Source organism: Streptomyces sp. CB02400, from assembly GCF_001905725.1.
Taxonomy (GTDB): Bacteria; Actinomycetota; Actinomycetes; order Streptomycetales; family Streptomycetaceae; genus Streptomyces; species Streptomyces atrovirens.
On sequence record NZ_LIWB01000002.1, the window covers coordinates 496,409 to 514,106 of the forward strand.

Below are 17,698 nucleotides of genomic sequence, written 5' to 3' on the forward strand. Positions count from 1 at the left end.
GCCGGCCTCCCGCGGGGGGCCGGTTTGACCCGTTCGGCCACGGCCCCGTAACCTTGACCGTCGGCGTGTCCATCGGGGCCGCCACGTCCCCGTAAACCTCTTCCTTCCGGGTGCTCCGGTGTCCGGGAGAGGTCGTCCGTGTTCTTGGCCGGACGGCTGGCCTGCGGGGATGCCGTTCTTCGAGTGAGAGTGAGATCCGCGTGTACGCCATCGTGCGCAGCGGTGGTCGCCAGCACAAGGTTGCTGTCGGCGACATCGTTGAGGTTGACAAGATTTCCACCGCCAACGTGGGCGACACGGTCGAGCTCTCGACCCTGCTCGTCGTCGACGGCGACGCTGTGACCAGCGACCCGTGGGTGCTGGCCGGCATCAAGGTCCAGGCCGAGGTCGTGGACCACCACAAGGGCCAGAAGATCGACATTCTGCGCTACAAGAACAAGACCGGCTACCGCCGTCGTCAGGGCCACCGCCAGCAGTACACGGCGATCAAGGTCACTGAGATCCCCGCGGCTGCGAAGTAAGGGACTGAGGAGACATGGCACACAAGAAGGGCGCATCGTCCACCCGGAACGGTCGCGACTCGAACGCCCAGCGGCTCGGCGTGAAGCGCTTCGGCGGTCAGGCCGTCAACGCGGGTGAGATCCTGGTCCGCCAGCGCGGCACCCACTTCCACCCGGGCGCCGGCGTCGGCCGTGGCGGCGACGACACGCTGTTCGCCCTGCAGGCCGGTGCGGTGCAGTTCGGCACCCACCGTGGCCGCAAGGTCGTGAACATCGTTCCGGTCGCCTGATCGGAAGCTTTCGCGAGGCGGACCTCACTTCCCGGGCGGGAAGGCGGGTCCGCCTTTCGCGTGTTAACACAAGAAACCCCTGATACGTCTCTGGAGGCACCCCACCATGACCACCTTCGTGGACCGCGTCGAGCTGCACGTCGCCGCGGGTAACGGAGGCCACGGCTGTGCCTCCGTCCACCGTGAGAAGTTCAAGCCGCTCGGCGGGCCCGACGGCGGGAACGGCGGACGCGGCGGCGATGTGATCCTCACCGTCGACCAGTCCGTGACCACCCTCCTCGACTACCACCACTCCCCGCACCGCAAGGCCACCAACGGCAAGCCCGGCGAGGGCGGCAACCGCAGCGGCAAGGACGGGCAGGACCTGGTCCTCCCCGTGCCGGACGGGACCGTCGTCCTGGACAAGGCGGGCAACGTGCTCGCGGACCTGGTCGGGCACGGGACGTCGTACGTCGCCTCCCAGGGCGGACGCGGCGGGCTCGGCAACGCCGCACTCGCCTCCGCGCGCCGCAAGGCGCCCGGGTTCGCGCTGCTCGGTGAGCCGGGGGACCTGCGGGACGTCGTCCTGGAGCTGAAGACCGTCGCCGACGTGGCGCTGGTCGGGTACCCGAGCGCCGGCAAGTCGTCGCTGATCTCCGTGCTCAGCGCCGCCAAGCCGAAGATCGCCGACTACCCCTTCACCACCCTCGTCCCGAACCTCGGTGTCGTCACCGCCGGGTCGACCGTCTACACCATCGCCGACGTGCCCGGCCTCATCCCCGGCGCCAGCCAGGGCAAGGGGCTCGGCCTGGAGTTCCTGCGGCACGTCGAGCGGTGCAGCGTGCTCGTGCACGTGCTGGACACCGCCACGCTGGAGTCCGACCGCGACCCCGTCTCCGACCTCGACATCATCGAGGAGGAGCTGCGGCAGTACGGCGGTCTCGACGACCGTCCCCGCATCGTCGTCCTCAACAAGATCGACGTCCCCGACGGCAAGGACCTCGCCGAGATGGTGCGCCCCGACCTGGAGGCGCGCGGCTACCGCGTCTTCGAGGTGTCGGCCGTCGCCCACACGGGGCTGAGGGAGCTGTCGTTCGCGCTCGCCGAGCTGGTGGCCCAGGCGCGGGCGGCCAGGCCCAAGGAGGAGGCGACCCGGATCGTCATCCGGCCCAAGGCCGTGGACGACGCCGGCTTCACCGTCACCCGCGAGGACGTCGACGGTGAGCTGCTGTTCCGCGTGCGCGGCGAGAAGCCCGAACGCTGGGTCCGCCAGACCGACTTCAACAACGACGAGGCCGTCGGCTACCTCGCCGACCGGCTCAACCGCCTCGGTGTCGAGACCGAGTTGATGAAGGCCGGCGCCCGTAACGGTGACGGCGTCGCCATCGGCCCCGAGGAGAACGCGGTCGTCTTCGACTGGGAGCCGACCGTCACGGCCGGCGCGGAGATGCTCGGCCGGCGCGGCGAGGACCACCGCTTCGAGGCGCCCCGCCCGGCCGCCCAGCGACGCCGCGACAAGCAGGCCGAACGGGACGAGTCCGAGCAGGAGTACGACGACTTCGAGCCGTTCTAGCCGGTGCGGTGACGGCGGGTGAGGTCGTGGTGAACACCCGGGCAACCAACGGGTGTTCCGGCCGGTCGTACTGAACGGCAACCCGACCGGTTCTACGACAGGACGCCCGCCATGGCCGCGCCTTCCCCACGCCACAGGAACCTCACCCGCCCCGCCCGGATCGCGCTCGCGACCGGTGTGGCACTCGTCGTCGCCGGCACCCTCGCGGTGCCCGGCGCGTACGCGGCGCCCGCCGAGGGCCCGGCCGCCGGCGCCGCGCAGCCGCGCGACGACTTCAACGGCGACGGCTACGCCGACCTCGCCGTCGCCGCGCCCACCGCGACCGTCGCCGGCAAGAAGGGCGCCGGCTACGTCGCCGTGGTGTACGGGTCGGCGAACGGGCTGCGCACCGCGACCAAGCAGGTGTTCCACCAGAACACCGCCGGTATTCCCGGCAGCGTGGAGACGGGCGACGAGTTCGGCAGCGCGCTCACCACCGCCGACCTCGACGGGGACGGCTACGCCGATCTCGTCGTCGGCGTCGGCCGCGAGGACACCGCCGACGGCGGCGAGGACTCCGGGCTGGTGGAGGTGGTGTGGGGCGGCCCCCAGGGGCTGTCCGGCGGCGCCGCGCTCGCCTCGGGGGGAAACGCGTACGAGGGCCTCGGAGCCTTCGGCCACCTGACCGTCGGGGACGTCGACGGCGACGGCGACCCGGACGTCGTGACGGTCGAGAACCTGCACGACCTGCGGATCCTCAAGGGCCCCTTCGGCCGGGACGGTGCCGGTGCGGGCGGCGAACAGACCGTCAGGGACGTGTACGACAGCCGGATCCTCGACCTCGCCGCCGGTGACATCAACGGCGACGGCCTCACCGACATCGTCGCCACCGAGAACGACGGCGACGAGTACGACGCCCGCCGGGTCGTGTACTGGCTGGGCGACCGCACCGCGCTCAACCCCTTCACCCTCGTCTACGACATCGACGGCGCGGGCCTCCAGGGCGGCGAGAACCTCGACGTCGGGGACGTGAACGCCGACGGGTACGACGACATCGTGGTCGGCCGGGCCGTGGACGGATACGACAGCGACCTCGACAACCCGTACGTCAAGGGCGGCCGGGTCGCCTGGATCCCCGGCACCCCCGAGGGCCCCGACGGGGTGAAGGCCGTCTTCCTCAACCAGGACCGCCCCGGAGTGCCCGGCACCGCCGAGGACGACGACGCCTTCGGCACCGACGTCCACATCGGGGACGTCGACGGCGACGGCTACCAGGACGTCGTCACCGGAGTGCCCGGCGAGGACCTCGGCAGCGTGTCCGCGGCCGGCGCCGTCGTCGTGCTGCGCGGCACCGCGAACGGGCTCACCGGCGCCGGTGGCCTGACGGTCACCCAGAACACCGCGGACGTGCCCGGCACCGCCGAGAAGAACGACAGGTTCGGCGGCGCCACCTACCTCGGCGACACCAACGGCGACGGACTCGCCGACCTCGTCGTCGGCGCGCCGGGGGAGAACTCCGGCGCCGGGTCGGTGTGGTACTTCCGCTCCACCCCGACGGCCGTCGCGGGGAGCGCCGGGACCTTCGGCGCGGGCACCCTCGGCACGGTGGCGACCGGGGCGAGGCTGGGCACCGCCTTCGCCGACTGACCCGTACGGGCTCCGGCGGACGTCGCCCGCCGCTCACCCGGCGGACCCGCCGTGGCCACGGGACGTTCCCGTGCCGCGGCGGGTTTCCTGTTGTCCCCCTGCTTGTCATGCACGCGAACCACGGTGTTCAGCGGACGGACCGCCCGGACCGCGAGCTTCCCAGTGTCCGAGTGTCGTACGAGGCAGGGGAGTTCGCCCGATGTCCGGAGCAGTTCAGCCCGACCGCCGCCGCGTCCTGACCGCCGGTGCCGCCGTGCTCGGCGCCGCCGCATCCGCCCAGCTGTGGCTGCCGGCCACCGCGCACACGGCCGAAACAAAGCTGCCCGACGGCGTGTTCAGCCTGGGCGTCGCCTCGGGCGACCCGCTGCCCGACGGGATCGTCCTGTGGACCCGGCTCGCCCCGGACCCGCTGAACGGCGGCGGCATGCCCGGCCGCACCGTGGCCGTGGAGTGGCAGATCGCCCTGGACGCCCGCTTCCGGAAGGTAGTCCGCCGGGGCACCGCCCAGGCCCGGCCCACGTACGGGCACAGCGTCCACGTGGACGTACGCGGGCTGCGCCCGGACACCACGTACTGGTTCCGCTTCCGCGCCGGCGGGCAGCTCTCGCGCGTCGGCCGCACCCGTACCGCGCCCGCCCCGCACAGCTCCGGCGGCCGGCTGAAGGTCGCGCTCGCCTCCTGCCAGAACTGGCAGCAGGGCTACTTCACCCCGTACGCCGACATGCTGGACCAGGACCCGGACGTCGTGGTGTTCGTCGGCGACTACATCTACGAGTCCACGCCCTCGGCGACCGGCGTACGACGCCACGAGGGCACCGGTGAGCCGTACAGCCTCACCCAGTACCGCAACCGGTACGCCCAGTACCGCTCCGACCCGGACCTCGCGGCGATGCACGCGAACGCGCCCTTCGTGGTCACCTTCGACGACCACGAGGTCGACAACGACTTCGCCGGCGAGATCCCGCAGGACCCCGACAAGCAGGCGCACGACCCGTTCACCGCCCGGCTGACGGCCGCCTACCAGGCGTACTACGAGCACATGCCGGTCCGCGCCACCGCCGTACCCGACGGCCCGCACATCCGGATGTACCGCCGGCTGGAGTTCGGCCGGCTGGCCCGGCTCAACGTGCTGGACACCCGCCAGTACCGCAGCGACCAGGCCACCAGCCAGGAAGGCGCCCAGGACCCGTCGCTGACCATGCTCGGGGCCGCGCAGAAGCGCTGGCTGGTCGACGGGCTGCGGCACTCGCCCGCCCGCTGGAACCTGATCGCCTCCCAGATCATGATGGCCGAGACCGATCTCCGGATCGGGGAGGGCAAGCTCTGGTACTACGACGCCTGGGACGGTTACCAGGCCGAACGCAACGCGCTGCTGCGGGAGTTCCGGCGGGTGAGCAACCCCGTCGTCCTCACCGGTGACCGTCATCTGACGATGATCAGCGATCTCAAGGCGGACTTCGCCGATCCGGGGTCGGCGGTCGTGGGCGCGGAGTTCGTCGGTACGTCCATCTCCAGCAACGGTGACCAGGATCATGCCGCGTTCCGTGCGCAGTGGGATCCGCGGCGTGCGGACAATCCGCACTGGAAGCTGCTCGACGCCCACCGGGGGTACCACCTGTTCGACATCCGGCGTGACGGTATCGACGCGCGGGTGCGGGTGGTGGACACCGTGGTGAAGCCTCGGGCCACGCCCAGCACGCTGGCCAGGCTGCGGGTCGAGGCCGGTCGGCCGGGCGTGCGCCTGGTCTGAGCCGGGCGGGGGCGGGTCGCGCGGCCCGGCGCGTTTGCGGGGTGCCCTGTGCTGGTGCGGGGCGGGGGTGGGTCGCGCTGCCCGGCGCTTGCGGGGTGCCGTCCGCGCCCACCCGTGCCGCCCCAGCGGCACGACTGCCCGCGGTGGGCGGGGGGCGGGGGCGGCACGATTGCCCGCGGTTGCATACCGACTCAGGAGGGTCCCAGGTTTCTCTCACCGGATCCTCAGTGAGGCGTCCTACCGTGCCTCGGCATGGACACCGACCGTACGAGAGAAGAGCTCCGCACCCCCGCCCTCCCCGCCGGTACCCGGCTGCTGCACATCGGGCCGCACAAGACCGGCACCACCGCCGTCCAGGGCGCGCTGTTCGCCGCGAAGGAGGAGATGGCGCGGCACGGCGTCGACTTCCCGGCGCACAGCCGGCACCCGATCGAGGCCGTCCTCGCCGCCTGCGCCCGGCCCGCGATGATGGGGGACACCGTCCCCACCGAGAAGCACTGGCGGCGGCTGCTGGACCAGGTGGCGGCCACCGGGCGGCGCACCTCCGTGATCAGCAGCGAGTTCTTCGCCGACGCCGAGGACGACGCGACGATCGCCCGGATCGTCGAGCAGCTCGGCGGCGACCGCGTGCACGTCCTGGTCACCCTGCGGCCCCTGGCGCGGATCATGCCCTCGCAGTGGCAGCAGTACGTGCAGAACGGGCTGCGGCTGGGCTACGAGCCGTGGCTGGAGCACATGCTCCGCCGGGCCCCGTACGACAGGCCCACCCCCAGCTTCTGGCGCCGGCACCGGCACGACCGGCTGGTCGAGCGGTGGGCCGGGGCGACCGGTCCCGACCGGGTGACCGTCGTCGTGGTCGACGACCGCGACCGGGACGCGCTGATGCGCACCTTCGAGGCGCTCCTCGGACTGCCCGGGGGACTGCTGCGACCGGTCCCGGAGACCGCGAACCGTTCCCTCACCCTCGCCGAGACCGAAATGCTGCGGAACCTCAATAAGGAATTCCGCGGCAATGAGCTTCCGGAAGAGCTGTATTCGAGGCTGGTGCGGCACGGTGCGATCGCACATATGAAGAACGCGTGCAGTCCCACCCCGCAGGACGTGAAGATCCGTACCCCGCAATGGGCCCTGGAGGCCGCCGCCGGGATCGGCGCCGAGGCGGCCGCGCGGATCGGCTCCCTGGGCGTACGGATCCTCGGCGACCCGGAGTCGCTGTCCCGCGTACCGGCGTCCGGAGGGCAGGCGGGTGAGCCGCGGCTCGCTCCCGAGGTGGCCGCGCAGGCCCTGTTCGGGATGCTCACCACGGTCGCCGCGACGAACGGCACCGACAAAGGGCGTACTGTTCACCGGACATCGTCGAAGGAACTCGTGAAGGTCCTCGGCCACCGCTGCCTGAAACGGCTGCGCCTGCGCTGAGCCGACCGGGTGGTGTCACGCCTGTCACGCACAGCAATGACATAACTCCTGTGGAGTTACTCACAAGAATTCACCGTGCGTCCCTGGAACCCCCACCGGGTGCCAGGAGTCCTAGGTGAATGACAGGTGGCGCGCACATATGCGGCAGAGGTCGCTCACCTTGCACTGCGGTAACCCCAAGTGGGACCATTTCGAAGTTCCCTGTCGCCCCAAGGTAGGTCACCTGTGTCCCAGCACATAGCCAAGCCCCGTACCACCGCAGTGATCCTGGCCGGCGGTACCGGTCAGCGGGTGGGTCTCTCGATCCCCAAGCAGCTGCTGAAGATCGCCGGCAAGGCAGTCATCGAGCACACCCTGACCACCTTCGAGAAGGCCGACTCCATCGACGACGTCATCGTGCTGATGGCGCCGGGATACGTGCCCGACATCGAGAAGATCGTCGCCAAGGCCGGGTTCACGAAGGTCACCAAGGTCATCGAGGGCGGCTCGACGCGGAACGAGACCACGGAGCGGGCCATCGCCGCGCTCGGCGAGGGCCTGGCCGAGGGCGAGGACCGCAACGTCCTCTTCCACGACGCCGTGCGCCCCCTGCTGTCGCAGCGCGTCATCGACGACTGCGTGAGCGCGCTGGAGCGCTACCAGGCCGTCGACGTGGCCATCCCGTCCGCCGACACCATCATCGTCACGCGCACGCACGGCGAGGACGGCGAGTTCATCACGGAGATCCCGGACCGCTCCCGGCTGCGCCGCGGCCAGACCCCGCAGGCCTTCAAGCTGTCCACCATCCGCCGTGCCTACGAGGTCGCCGCCGGCGACCCCAACTTCCAGGCCACGGACGACTGCTCGGTCGTGCTCAAGTACCTGCCGGACGTGCCGATCCACGTCGTGGCGGGCGACGAGTACAACATGAAGGTCACCCAGCCCGTCGACGTCTTCATCGCCGACAAGCTCTTCCAGCTCGCCTCCACCGCCACGCCCGAGCAGGTCTCCGAGGAGGCCTACCGCGAGCTGCTCACCGGCAGGACCATGGTGGTCTTCGGCGGTTCGTACGGCATCGGCAAGGACATCGCCGAGCTGGCCGAGTCCTACGGCGCCACCGTCTACGCGCTGGGCCGCTCCACCACCGGCACCCACGTGGAGAACCCGGAGGAGGTCGACGACGCGCTGTCCAAGGCGTACGGCGAGACCGGCCGCATCGACTACGTCGTCAACACCGCGGGCGTGCTGCGCATCGGCAAGCTCGCCGAGACCGACAACGCCACCATCGAGGAGGCGCTGAAGGTCAACTACCTGGCCCCGGTGCAGATCGCGCGCTCCTCGTACAAGTACCTGTCCGAGACCAAGGGACAGCTGCTGCTGTACACCTCCAGCAGCTACACCCGCGGGCGCGCCGAGTACAGCCTGTACTCCTCGACCAAGGCCGCGATGGTGAACCTCACCCAGGCCCTGTCCGACGAGTGGGCCGGTGACGGCGTCCGGGTGAACTGCATCAACCCGGAGCGCACCGCCACGCCGATGCGCACCAAGGCTTTCGGGCAGGAGCCGGCGGGCAGCCTGCTCTCCTCCGAGGCGGTCGCCCGGACCTCGCTGGACGTGCTGTTGTCCGAGCTCACCGGCCATGTCATCGACGTACGGCAGCAGGACCCGACGGCGGGCGCGGCGCGGGCCACCGGGTTCGAGCAGGCGCTGGCCTCGGTGTTGGACCGTCAGGACGGCATGTAATAATTGCCGCTAAATAGTCTTCCGTAATTCAGGCCTCCACGGCCTCCTGTTCACGTAGTCAGTCGACGGGAGTTCGCGGGGGCCTGAATCCGTACCTCCCGAATTGCGCACAGGCACAAAACCGGCACTCCCCCCTCCAAGAGCAGGTTATCCGTGATATCCACCGCTATTCGCGTCGCCCGGGTGGGCAGCGCGGCCGAGCTGGCCGCGGCGGTCCTCATGTTGCTGGGCTTCCCCTGCCTCATGCTGGCCGCGCTCGTCCCGAGCATCCCCGCCTTCGCGGCGGCGGCCGCAGTGACGTACCTGGCGGACCACTATCTGCACCGCAAGGGCAGCTACCTGGTCAGCCGCCTCAGCAAGGTGCGGGCCGGCCTGTCGATCCGCTTCCTGATCCGACAGCTGCTGCTGATCCTGCTGCTGGCCCGCCTGTCCCTCGCGGACAACCTGATCTACTACGGGGCGATCGCCTGCTTCATCGCCTTCTACGGTCTTCAGGCCCCGCACGGCGCGCTCACCACGCTGATCCGCAACCGCCGCCGGATGCCGGTCGCCACCCGCAACGTCGACCTTGCCTCCCGCATCCGCATCCCGGACGCGCCGCCGCAGGCGCTGCTGAACCGCGCCGCGGAGAAGATGCTCCACCTCGACCTCGCGGCGGTCGTCGGCATACTGGTCGGCGCCTCCCTGGAGTCGGCCGCCGTCGGCTACACCGGCATCGGCGTCACGGTCGCCGCGGGCGTCCTGTACGTCCTCGCCCTGCTGCCCTACGTGCGCGGCCGGAAGACCCCGCCGAGCCCGGAGAAGGTGCTGGACGCGGTCGACGGCTGGCTGCGCGAGTACCGCCCGGAGACCGTGCTGTACTTCTCCGGCTCCAAGGACTCCGCCTACCAGGTCAACATGTGGCTGGAGACCATGGAGCAGCTGGACACCCGTCCGCTGGTCCTGCTGCGCGAGCGGGTCATCCTGCAGAACCTGGCGCCCACCACGGTCCCCGTCGTCTGCGTGCCCGGAGGGGTGCACCTGATGAACATGGACCTGTCCACGGTGCGGGTCGCGCTGTACGCGGCGAACGTCGGCAAGAACATCCACATGCTGCGCGTGCCCACCATGAAGCACGTCTTCATCGGCCACGGCGACAGCGACAAGCTCGCCAGCGTCAACCCGTTCAGCAAGGTCTACGACGAGGTGTGGACGGCCGGCCGCGCGGGCCGCGACCGCTACGCCATCGCCGACGTCGGTGTCCGCGACGACGACATCGTCGAGGTCGGCCGCCCGCAGCTGGCCCCGATCCAGACCTGGCAGGGCGTCCCCGGCGACCGCATGCCCACGGTCCTGTACGCCCCCACCTGGGAGGGCTGGGACGACAACCCCGGCAACACCTCGATCCTGCTGGCCGGCGAGAACATCGTGAAGAAGCTGGTCAAGGCCGACCCGGCGGTGCGGGTCCTGTACAAGCCGCACCCCTTCACCGGCACCCGCAGCGCGAAGGCGAAGGCCGCCCACCAGCGGATCACCGCGCTGATCGAGAAGGCCGCCGCCGCGCGCGCCGCCGATCCGCGCTTCACCGCCGACACGGCCGCCCAGAGCGAGGCCAAGGCCGAGCTGGCGCGCATCGAGGCCCGGCTGGCCGAGCTGACCGGCGGCACCGAGAAGGGCGACGAGGCCGAGGTCTCCCGCGACGGGGTGGTCGACGTGGCCCGGCACGAGGAGACCGCCCGGCTGCGCGCCGAGTGGAACACCGCGTACTGGCGCTCCTTCCCCGACTGGGAGCACCGCGTCATCACGGGTGCCGAGCCGCGCCTGTACGACTGCTTCAACGTCTCCGACGCGATGGTCTCCGACATCTCCAGCGTGGTCTCCGACTTCATCGCCAGCGGCAAGCCGTACGCCGTCACGGACTCCGCCGAGCTGGGTGTGGAGGAGTTCAAGCGGCAGAACACGGCGGTGCGCGCCGCGGTGATCCTGTCCAACAGTGCGAAGGAGCTCGGCGGGCTGCTCGACGCGGTCCGCGACCCGGCCGCCGACCCGCTGGCCGGGGACCGGGCGGAGCTCAAGCGCTATCTGCTCGGCCCGGACGAGCCGAAGTCCATCGACCAGTTCAACACCGCGGTCGGACAGCTCGCGCTGAAGGCCGAGACGCGCAACCTCGGCCAGGAGTCCCGGATCACCACCGGCGGCCCCGACGTGGAGCTGGCGGACGCGGTGCCCGTACCGCGGGCGTCGGCGGCCGGTGAGGCGGACGGCGTCGACGCCGTCTGACCGGCCCGGCGGGCTCAACAGGGCTCGGCCCCCGAGGAGTTGATCCTCGGGGGCCGAGCCCTTTCGCATACCCGAGGGGGCGACGGCGATCCTGTGACGTGGACCACTAAAACAGGTGTCCGGGGCAACCCCTCGCCTCGAACACCCGTCTGACAAGTAGCGAATGAGGCGATACAGGGGGCTATCCAAGTGAACAGGGGGAAATGTGACCATGGCGCAGCCTGATGTCACCGTGGTCATCGGGGCGTACGAAGCGATGCCGTACCTGGTCGAGTGCCTCGCCTCAGTGGAGGCACAGACCATCGACCCGGAGCGCATCGAGGTCATCGCGGTCGACGACGGCTCGACCGACGGCACGGGGGAGTGCCTGGAGGAGTTCGCGGCCCGCGCGCCCATGCACGTCACCGTGCTGAGGCAGGAGAACTCGGGCGGCCCCAGCGGCCCGCGCAACGTGGGCCTGGGCAAGGCCACCGGGCGCTACGTCTTCTTCCTGGACGCCGACGACCGGCTGGGCCCCGAGGCCCTGGAGCGGATGGTCTCCATGGCCGACCGGGCCGGCACCGATGTCGTACTGGGCCGGATCGAGGGCGTCGACCGGGGCGCGCCGAAGTCCATGTGGGGCAAGACACTGGAGCGTACGGACGTCTACTCGTCCAACATCAAGTTCACGCTCAGCGCGCAGAAGCTGTTCCGTCGCGCGTTACTCGACCGGCACGGCATGCGGTTCGACGAGTCCCTGTTCACCGGCGAGGACGCGCTGTTCACCATGGAGGCCTATCTGCGGGCCGACGGCGTCTCCGTGATCGCCGACTACACCTGCTACTACCTGGTGGGCCGCGACGACGGCAAGCACGTCACCAGGAGCGGCGGCTACACCCTGCGGTTCGACTCCGCCCGCGCCCTGATGAACCTGATCGCCGGCCTCGTCCCCGAGGGTCCCCGCCGCGACCTGCTCATGGTGCGGCCCTTCACCGTCACCCTGCTGCCCCAGTTCGGCCCCCGGTTCCTCAAGGACACCGACGACGTCCGGCGGCGCAAACTGGAGCTGGCGCGGCCGCTGATGGACGTCCACTGGACCGAGGGCGTCGCCCGGCTGCTCAAGGTCGAGGAGCGGCTGCGGCTGCACCTGGTGGCCGGGCAGCGGCTGGAACTCCTCACGGACGTCCTCCGGTTCGTCCGGGAGAAGCAGCAGCCGCAGGCCCTGCTGGAGCGCCGGGGCCGCCGCGTCTACCTCGCCTACCCGCACTTCCGCGACCGCGCGGCCGGCATCCCCGACTCCGTGTACCTGGCCACCCCGCGCGAGGCCCGCGCGGTCCCCGGCCACCGCGCGGGCGGCACGGGCTCCGTACTGCGCCGAGCCGCCCGCAAGGCCCGCCGCCTGCTGACCCCGGCGGCGGCCTGAATCTTCATTCGCCCCCGCCGCCCCTTCCCGTCCCGACCTGGGGCTCCGCCCCAGACCCCGCTCCTCAAACGCCGGAGAGGCTGAAAATCAGCCTCTCCGGCGTTTGAGGAGCGGGGGTCCGGAGGCAGCGCCCCCGGGATGGGACGGGAAGGGGCGGCGGGGGCGGCAAACCCCTACGGGATGAGCGTGCCGCGACGCTGGCCGGGAACCTCCGCGGTGAGGCGGCGAGCCGCCCGCGCCCTGTGCTCCCGCGCCGCCGCGCACAGAGCCTCCACCGCCGCCGCGAACCGCTGCTGGGACGTCGGCACGGCCGGCCCCAACAGCCGCCGCTTCAGTTCCGCACGGGCGCCCACGAACCCGTCCTTGCCCGGATCACGGACCGCCTCCAGCAGCGCCGGCACCCCCGCCGCGTCCGGCGTCAGCACCGTCGCCGCCGCCACCGTCGGGAACGCCGCACGGAACGCCTCCTCGGGCAGCCCGCTGGTGTTCGCCACCGCGTACGGCTTCTCGCTCGCCAGGAAGTCGCTGATCACGCTCGACACATCACTGATCAGCAGGTCGGCGACGTCGAAGCAGGAGTACAGCTCGGGCCGGGCGTCCGTGACGACCTGGTGCTCCCACTCCGGCAGCGACGCCCAGTACGCCTCCTCCCAGGCCGCCGTCGCCCGCGCCACCGCCTGCGCCCGGCCCGGCTCCGGCGCGGACTGCGCCAGCATCCGCTCGACCTGATCGGCGCCCGCCCGGAACACCGCCGTGGTGAGCCGGTCCAGCTCCGCGGTGCGCCGGGCCAGTTCTTCCGACGGCGCGGGACGCGCCCCGGACCGCTCCCGGTTCGCCGCCCGGATCAGCTCCCGCACGCGCCGGTCGGCGGCGCCCGCCCGCGGATCCACCGAGCCGGTCAGCGGATGCGGCTTGTACAGCAGCCGCACCCCCGGGTCGGCGAGCAGCGCCCGCACCAGGTTCTCACCGGCCGCGACCACCGACGTGTTGCCCGGGTTGCCGTCCCAGCCCTCCCAGGTCGGCGCGTACAGCACGGTCGTGTACGCACCCGTGGGCGGACCCGCGTACGGGCGTACGGCGTCCAGCTGCGGGCGGCCGATCTCCACCACGTCCTTGTCCTCGACCCCCACCTCGGCCAGCGCGTACCGTTCGCGCGCCGCCGGACCGGCCACCCACACCTCGTCGTACGCCTTCGCGTACGGGTTGCAGGACGACAGCTTGTCGCTCTCCCCGTGGTTGACGAAGGTGTGCAGAATCGTGGGGATCCGCAGCACCTGCGAGGTCTTCCCGGAGTTCGACGGGTGGATGAGCACCTGGAGCGTGGACTGCTCAAGCCGCATCAGCGTGGACACCTTCGGCAGGCACACGACCGGGATGTCGGTCGCCGCGATCCTCTGCACCATGAAACGCTCCCGCAGCACGATCACCGGCCGCCCGCCGAGCCCGGCCAGCGGCTCCAGCCACATGTTGGCCTGGTAGGCGGAGGACGGGCCGCCGGAGAAGTACAGGCCGACCGTCGGCCGGTACTCGGCCAGCCACGCGTCGAACCAGTCGAGCACCTCCTGCTCGCCCGCCGGCCGCCGCCCCGGCAGCAGCCGCAGCAGCAGCGCGCACAGGCCCACGGCCGTGAGCAGCAGCGCCAGCGCGACACCGGCCGCCGCGTACCGGGCGTCGTCGGTGACCGCCGTCGCCGTCAGCCCGGCCGTGGCCGGCAGGCCGAACACCAGCAGCCGGTGACCGGGGCGGCGCAGCAGCGAGGCCGGGGCGGGGGACAGGCGCAGCGCCGAGGCGTCGATGTTGCGGGTCAGCACCGGCAGCGTGCGGGTGCGGCGGACCAGCACGGACACCGCCTGGACCGTGCAGTGCAGCGCGTAGAAGGCGAGCAGCCCGGCGACCAGCGGGGCGTACTGCGTCTCCCGGTGCTGCTCGCCGAGCCGCAGCAGGCCCACCACCAGCAGCAGATCGCGCAGCACGTGGCGGACGGTGATGTCCGCGTGCGACTTGGCGAACAGCGACACCATGCCGGGCTGCCACCGGTACAGCACGCACTCGACCGCCAGGGACACGGCGGTCGAGACGAGCAGCAGCGGCACATGGGGGCGCAGCGCGGCGACGGCCTGCGCGGCGAAGGCGGCCGTCACGGCGGCGAGGACGAGCAACTGGGCGGCGGTCCGCCGCCGGGGGGACGAGGGTTCGGGCACTGCGGTCACTCCAGGGTCGACGCAGAACGGGCGCCCGGGTTAACGCGCGCCCACCTCCGGACGACACGCGGGTGTCCTCGTCGTATGGAGTGACCAGGGGTGCTATGGCCCCCGGAACCCTAGTTCCGGCCTCCCTGCAGCGCCCGGCGCAGGGGGGCACCCACCACGCGGCGGGCCCGGCGGTACACCGACGTGGTCGCAGGACCGGCCGCGTACCCGCGCGCACCGGACTTCGCCCGGTCCAGGTCCCGCCGCAACCGGGTGTTCTCCTCGGTCAGTTCGCCCACCCGGTTGTTCAGCCAGCCCATGCGGGAGGCGAGGGAGGCGAGGTCGGTGTCGATCCAGGGGCGCACGCCCGCCGGGAAGTCCAGCGAGCGCAGCTTCTTCTCGAAGGCCGCGCCACCGTCGCCGTGCGAGAAGGTGTTCTCCAGGCCGTTGCGGTCCAGGAACGCCGTGAACCGCTCGAACCGCTCGTGGTGGTTGCCCGTCAGCGCGCTGAGGTCCGTCTCCTCGTACAGCCGCGCCGGGTCGACGTCCTCGGGCAGCTTGTCGATCCGGCGGTGCGGGATCTCGAAGTAGCGGCACAGCTCCAGCGTCCGCGAGTCCGCGCACAGCACGGTCGCGGGCGTACCGGCCAGCAGCGCGGCGATGTTGCCGTGGATGCGGGAGCCGAAGGAGTAGTCGAAGTCCCGCAGGTCGTCGATCCAGGTGACCGGGTCGACGTAGACGCGGGCCTTGTCCTCCCGGTACATCGGGTGGTCGGGATGCGTCGGCATCGCCGTGACCTTCCCGTTCGGGTCGGACAGGTCCCGCCAGTGCAACTGCTTGGCGTCGCTGAGGTTCTGGCCTATGAACCGCAGGTTCGGGTAGCGGGAGTGGGTGCGCGAGATGATCCGGCCCATGCCGAGCCTGCGCACGGCGCTGTGCGAGCCGTTGATCGCTATGCGCGAGTCGGCGGTCAGCGCCTGCGTCCGCTTCTGCACGACGAGTTCCTTGCCGTACATGAACAGCGACGGGCAGCCGATCACCTCGACGTCGCGGAAGCCCATGTCCTTGAGGTACTTCTCGGTGAACTCGCCCCGCACGCCGATCGAGGCGCTGTGGTCGAGCACCGCGGAGACGAAGGCGCGCACGGACGGCTCCATCGGCTTCAGCCGGTCCGGGTTGTAGCTCAGCCCGGTCTGCGCGCCGACCCCGAGGACGACCACGGGGATCTTCAGCCGGCCGATCAGCCGCGTGAGCCGCTTCAGGCCCGGCTCGAAGGACGGGCGGAAGGCGTTGGCGAGCGGGACGACGAAGGCGTCGTACTCCTCGTTGATACGCGCCGCCGCGGCCACCTCGGTCCGCATCTCGTTCGAGACCACCTCGGTGTGGGGCGTCTCGAGGATCTTGTGCGCGGCATCGCTGAAGATCAGGTTGCCGGAGTTGGTGGCGATGACGTCACGGTGGAGGGCCTCCTCCACGGACAGGACGTCGTAGGGGCTCTTCCCCGATCTGAGGAGGATGCGTTTCTTGCGGCGAACGTTGTGTGACACACCATTCAAAATACGTTTGCGGAACGTTTGATTTCTATGGGTGCCCGGCGCAACCTTTTCACTCGGCGCGGTGCGTGAGTGAACGGTCACGATGCGCGTGTCCGGAGGCTGGAACGACCGAGCGCCGAGCGATCCGCTTCGCGTAGATTGCCTGACGGGCGATCGGACGATGTGAGGGACGGGCGGCAAGGTGGCAGGGGCAAGGCAGGCCGTGGGCGAGGCACGCAGGATCGTCGTCAAGGTCGGCTCCTCGTCGCTGACCACCGCTGCGGGCGGTCTGGACGCGGACCGCGTGGACGCGCTCGTCGACGTGCTGGCGAAGGTGCGAAGCGGCGGGGAACGGGAGGTCGTCCTCGTCTCCTCCGGCGCCATCGCCGCCGGGCTCGCCCCGCTGGGCCTGCGCCGCCGCCCCCGGGACCTGGCCCGGCAGCAGGCCGCCGCCAGCGTCGGCCAGGGGCTGCTGGTCGCCCGCTACACCGCCTCCTTCGCGCGCTACGGCGTCCGGGTCGGCCAGGTGCTGCTGACCAGCGACGACATGAGCCGCCGCGCCCACCACCGCAACGCCTCCCGCACCCTCGACAAGCTGCTGGCGATGGGCGCGTTCCCGATCGTCAACGAGAACGACACCGTCGCCACCGACGAGATCCGCTTCGGCGACAACGACCGGCTCGCCGCCCTCGTCGCCCACCTGGTCCACGCCGACCTGCTGGTCCTGCTCTCCGACGTGGACGGCGTCTACGACGGCGACCCCAGCCGCCCCGGCACCTCCCGCGTCGCCGAGGTCAGGGGTCCCGAGGACCTCGCCCACGTCGAGATCGGCAGCGCCGGCAAGGCGGGCGTCGGCACCGGCGGCATGGTCACCAAGATCGAGGCCGCCTCGATCGCCGCCGCCGCCGGCATCCAGGTGGTGCTGACCAACGCGGTGCACGCCGCCGACGCCCTCACCGGCGGTGACACCGGCACCTACTTCCACCCCACAGGGCGTCGCTCCGCCGACCGGCTGCTGTGGCTCCAGCACGCCTCCACCCCGCAGGGCTCGCTCACCCTGGACGACGGCGCGGTCCGCGCCGTCGTCCAGGGCCGCAAGTCGCTGCTGCCGGCCGGGATCGCGGGCGTCGAGGGCGAGTTCAGCGCGGGCGACCCGGTGGAGCTGCGGGACGGCGAGGGGCGGGCGGTGGCCCGGGGGCTGGTCAACTTCGACGCCAAGGAGATCCCCCTGCTGATCGGCCGCTCGACCCACGAACTCGCCCGGGATCTCGGGCCGGAGTACGAACGTGAGGTCGTACACAGGGACGATCTGGTGGTCCTGCATCCGTAATGCGCCGAAACGTCCGCCCTCGGTGGTGGACGTTCCGCAAAAGTGCCCCGCGAGCCCCGGCGGCCTGCTCAACTTTGTTGCGAGGACACATCCGCCCGACCACCGGGTGGGTCCGCGCGTGAAGGAG

12 protein-coding genes are annotated in these 17,698 nt (G+C 71.2%); 10 read left to right on the top strand and 2 right to left on the bottom strand.

Translation table 11 applies throughout. From position 1 onward, the window contains the following. The first annotated feature begins 200 nt into the window (after nucleotides 1–200). From rplU to AMK33_RS07365, 9 genes are all read left to right on the top strand, one after another. Nucleotides 201–521, top strand: a complete 321-nt coding sequence (gene rplU, locus AMK33_RS07325; protein WP_033525816.1) for a 50S ribosomal protein L21 — start codon at nucleotides 201–203, stop codon at nucleotides 519–521. A 14-nt stretch (nucleotides 522–535) separates the two neighbouring features. Next, nucleotides 536–790, top strand: coding sequence for a 50S ribosomal protein L27 (gene rpmA, locus AMK33_RS07330; RefSeq protein WP_003976205.1), 255 nt, complete (start codon nucleotides 536–538; stop codon nucleotides 788–790). A 106-nt stretch (nucleotides 791–896) separates the two neighbouring features. Then, nucleotides 897–2,342 (top strand): GTPase ObgE, encoded by a 1,446-nt coding sequence (gene obgE, locus AMK33_RS07335; protein WP_073931908.1) that lies wholly within the window; start codon nucleotides 897–899, stop codon nucleotides 2,340–2,342. Between the two features lie 111 nt (nucleotides 2,343–2,453). Further along, nucleotides 2,454–3,968, top strand: coding sequence for an FG-GAP-like repeat-containing protein (locus AMK33_RS07340; RefSeq protein ID WP_073931909.1), 1,515 nt, complete (start codon nucleotides 2,454–2,456; stop codon nucleotides 3,966–3,968). A 199-nt stretch (nucleotides 3,969–4,167) separates the two neighbouring features. Then, a complete protein-coding gene (locus tag AMK33_RS07345; protein ID WP_073931910.1) occupies nucleotides 4,168–5,718 on the top strand; it encodes an alkaline phosphatase D family protein in 1,551 nt (516 codons plus the stop codon). Nucleotides 5,719–5,970: 252 nt separating this feature from the next. Next, on the top strand, nucleotides 5,971–7,134 hold the full coding sequence (locus AMK33_RS07350; protein ID WP_073931911.1) for a hypothetical protein: 1,164 nt from the start codon (nucleotides 5,971–5,973) through the stop codon (nucleotides 7,132–7,134). Between the two features lie 225 nt (nucleotides 7,135–7,359). Beyond that, nucleotides 7,360–8,856: a bifunctional cytidylyltransferase/SDR family oxidoreductase gene (locus AMK33_RS07355; protein WP_073931912.1), complete on the top strand. Its 1,497-nt coding sequence runs from the start codon at nucleotides 7,360–7,362 to the stop codon at nucleotides 8,854–8,856. Between the two features lie 183 nt (nucleotides 8,857–9,039). After that, nucleotides 9,040–11,115, top strand: coding sequence for a hypothetical protein (locus AMK33_RS07360; RefSeq protein ID WP_073931913.1), 2,076 nt, complete (start codon nucleotides 9,040–9,042; stop codon nucleotides 11,113–11,115). A gap of 205 nt (nucleotides 11,116–11,320) precedes the next feature. Next, entirely contained in the window at nucleotides 11,321–12,517 is a 1,197-nt protein-coding gene (locus AMK33_RS07365) for a glycosyltransferase family 2 protein (protein WP_073931914.1), read from the top strand. 173 nt (nucleotides 12,518–12,690) lie between these two features. On the opposite strand, the gene AMK33_RS07370 is transcribed toward AMK33_RS07365, so the two are convergent. Further along, nucleotides 12,691–14,718, bottom strand: a complete 2,028-nt coding sequence (locus tag AMK33_RS07370) for a hypothetical protein (protein WP_073931915.1) — start codon at nucleotides 14,716–14,718, stop codon at nucleotides 12,691–12,693. Between the two features lie 119 nt (nucleotides 14,719–14,837). Continuing rightward, nucleotides 14,838–16,253: a polysaccharide pyruvyl transferase family protein gene (locus AMK33_RS07375; protein ID WP_073931916.1), complete on the bottom strand. Its 1,416-nt coding sequence runs from the start codon at nucleotides 16,251–16,253 to the stop codon at nucleotides 14,838–14,840. 211 nt (nucleotides 16,254–16,464) lie between these two features. Between AMK33_RS07375 and proB the strand changes: the two genes are divergently transcribed. Beyond that, on the top strand, nucleotides 16,465–17,571 hold the full coding sequence (proB, locus tag AMK33_RS07380; protein ID WP_073931917.1) for a glutamate 5-kinase: 1,107 nt from the start codon (nucleotides 16,465–16,467) through the stop codon (nucleotides 17,569–17,571). Nucleotides 17,572–17,698: the final 127 nt, after the last annotated feature.

Excerpts from the sequence above, each read along its gene's own strand:
- rpmA (WP_003976205.1), top strand. The coding sequence starts at position 536 with ATGGCACACAAGAAGGGCGCATCGTCCACCCGGAACGGTCGCGACTCG.
- obgE (WP_073931908.1), top strand. The coding sequence starts at position 897 with ATGACCACCTTCGTGGACCGCGTCGAGCTGCACGTCGCCGCGGGTAAC.
- AMK33_RS07340 (WP_073931909.1), top strand. The coding sequence starts at position 2,454 with ATGGCCGCGCCTTCCCCACGCCACAGGAACCTCACCCGCCCCGCCCGG.
- AMK33_RS07345 (WP_073931910.1), top strand. The coding sequence starts at position 4,168 with ATGTCCGGAGCAGTTCAGCCCGACCGCCGCCGCGTCCTGACCGCCGGT.
- AMK33_RS07350 (WP_073931911.1), top strand. The coding sequence starts at position 5,971 with ATGGACACCGACCGTACGAGAGAAGAGCTCCGCACCCCCGCCCTCCCC.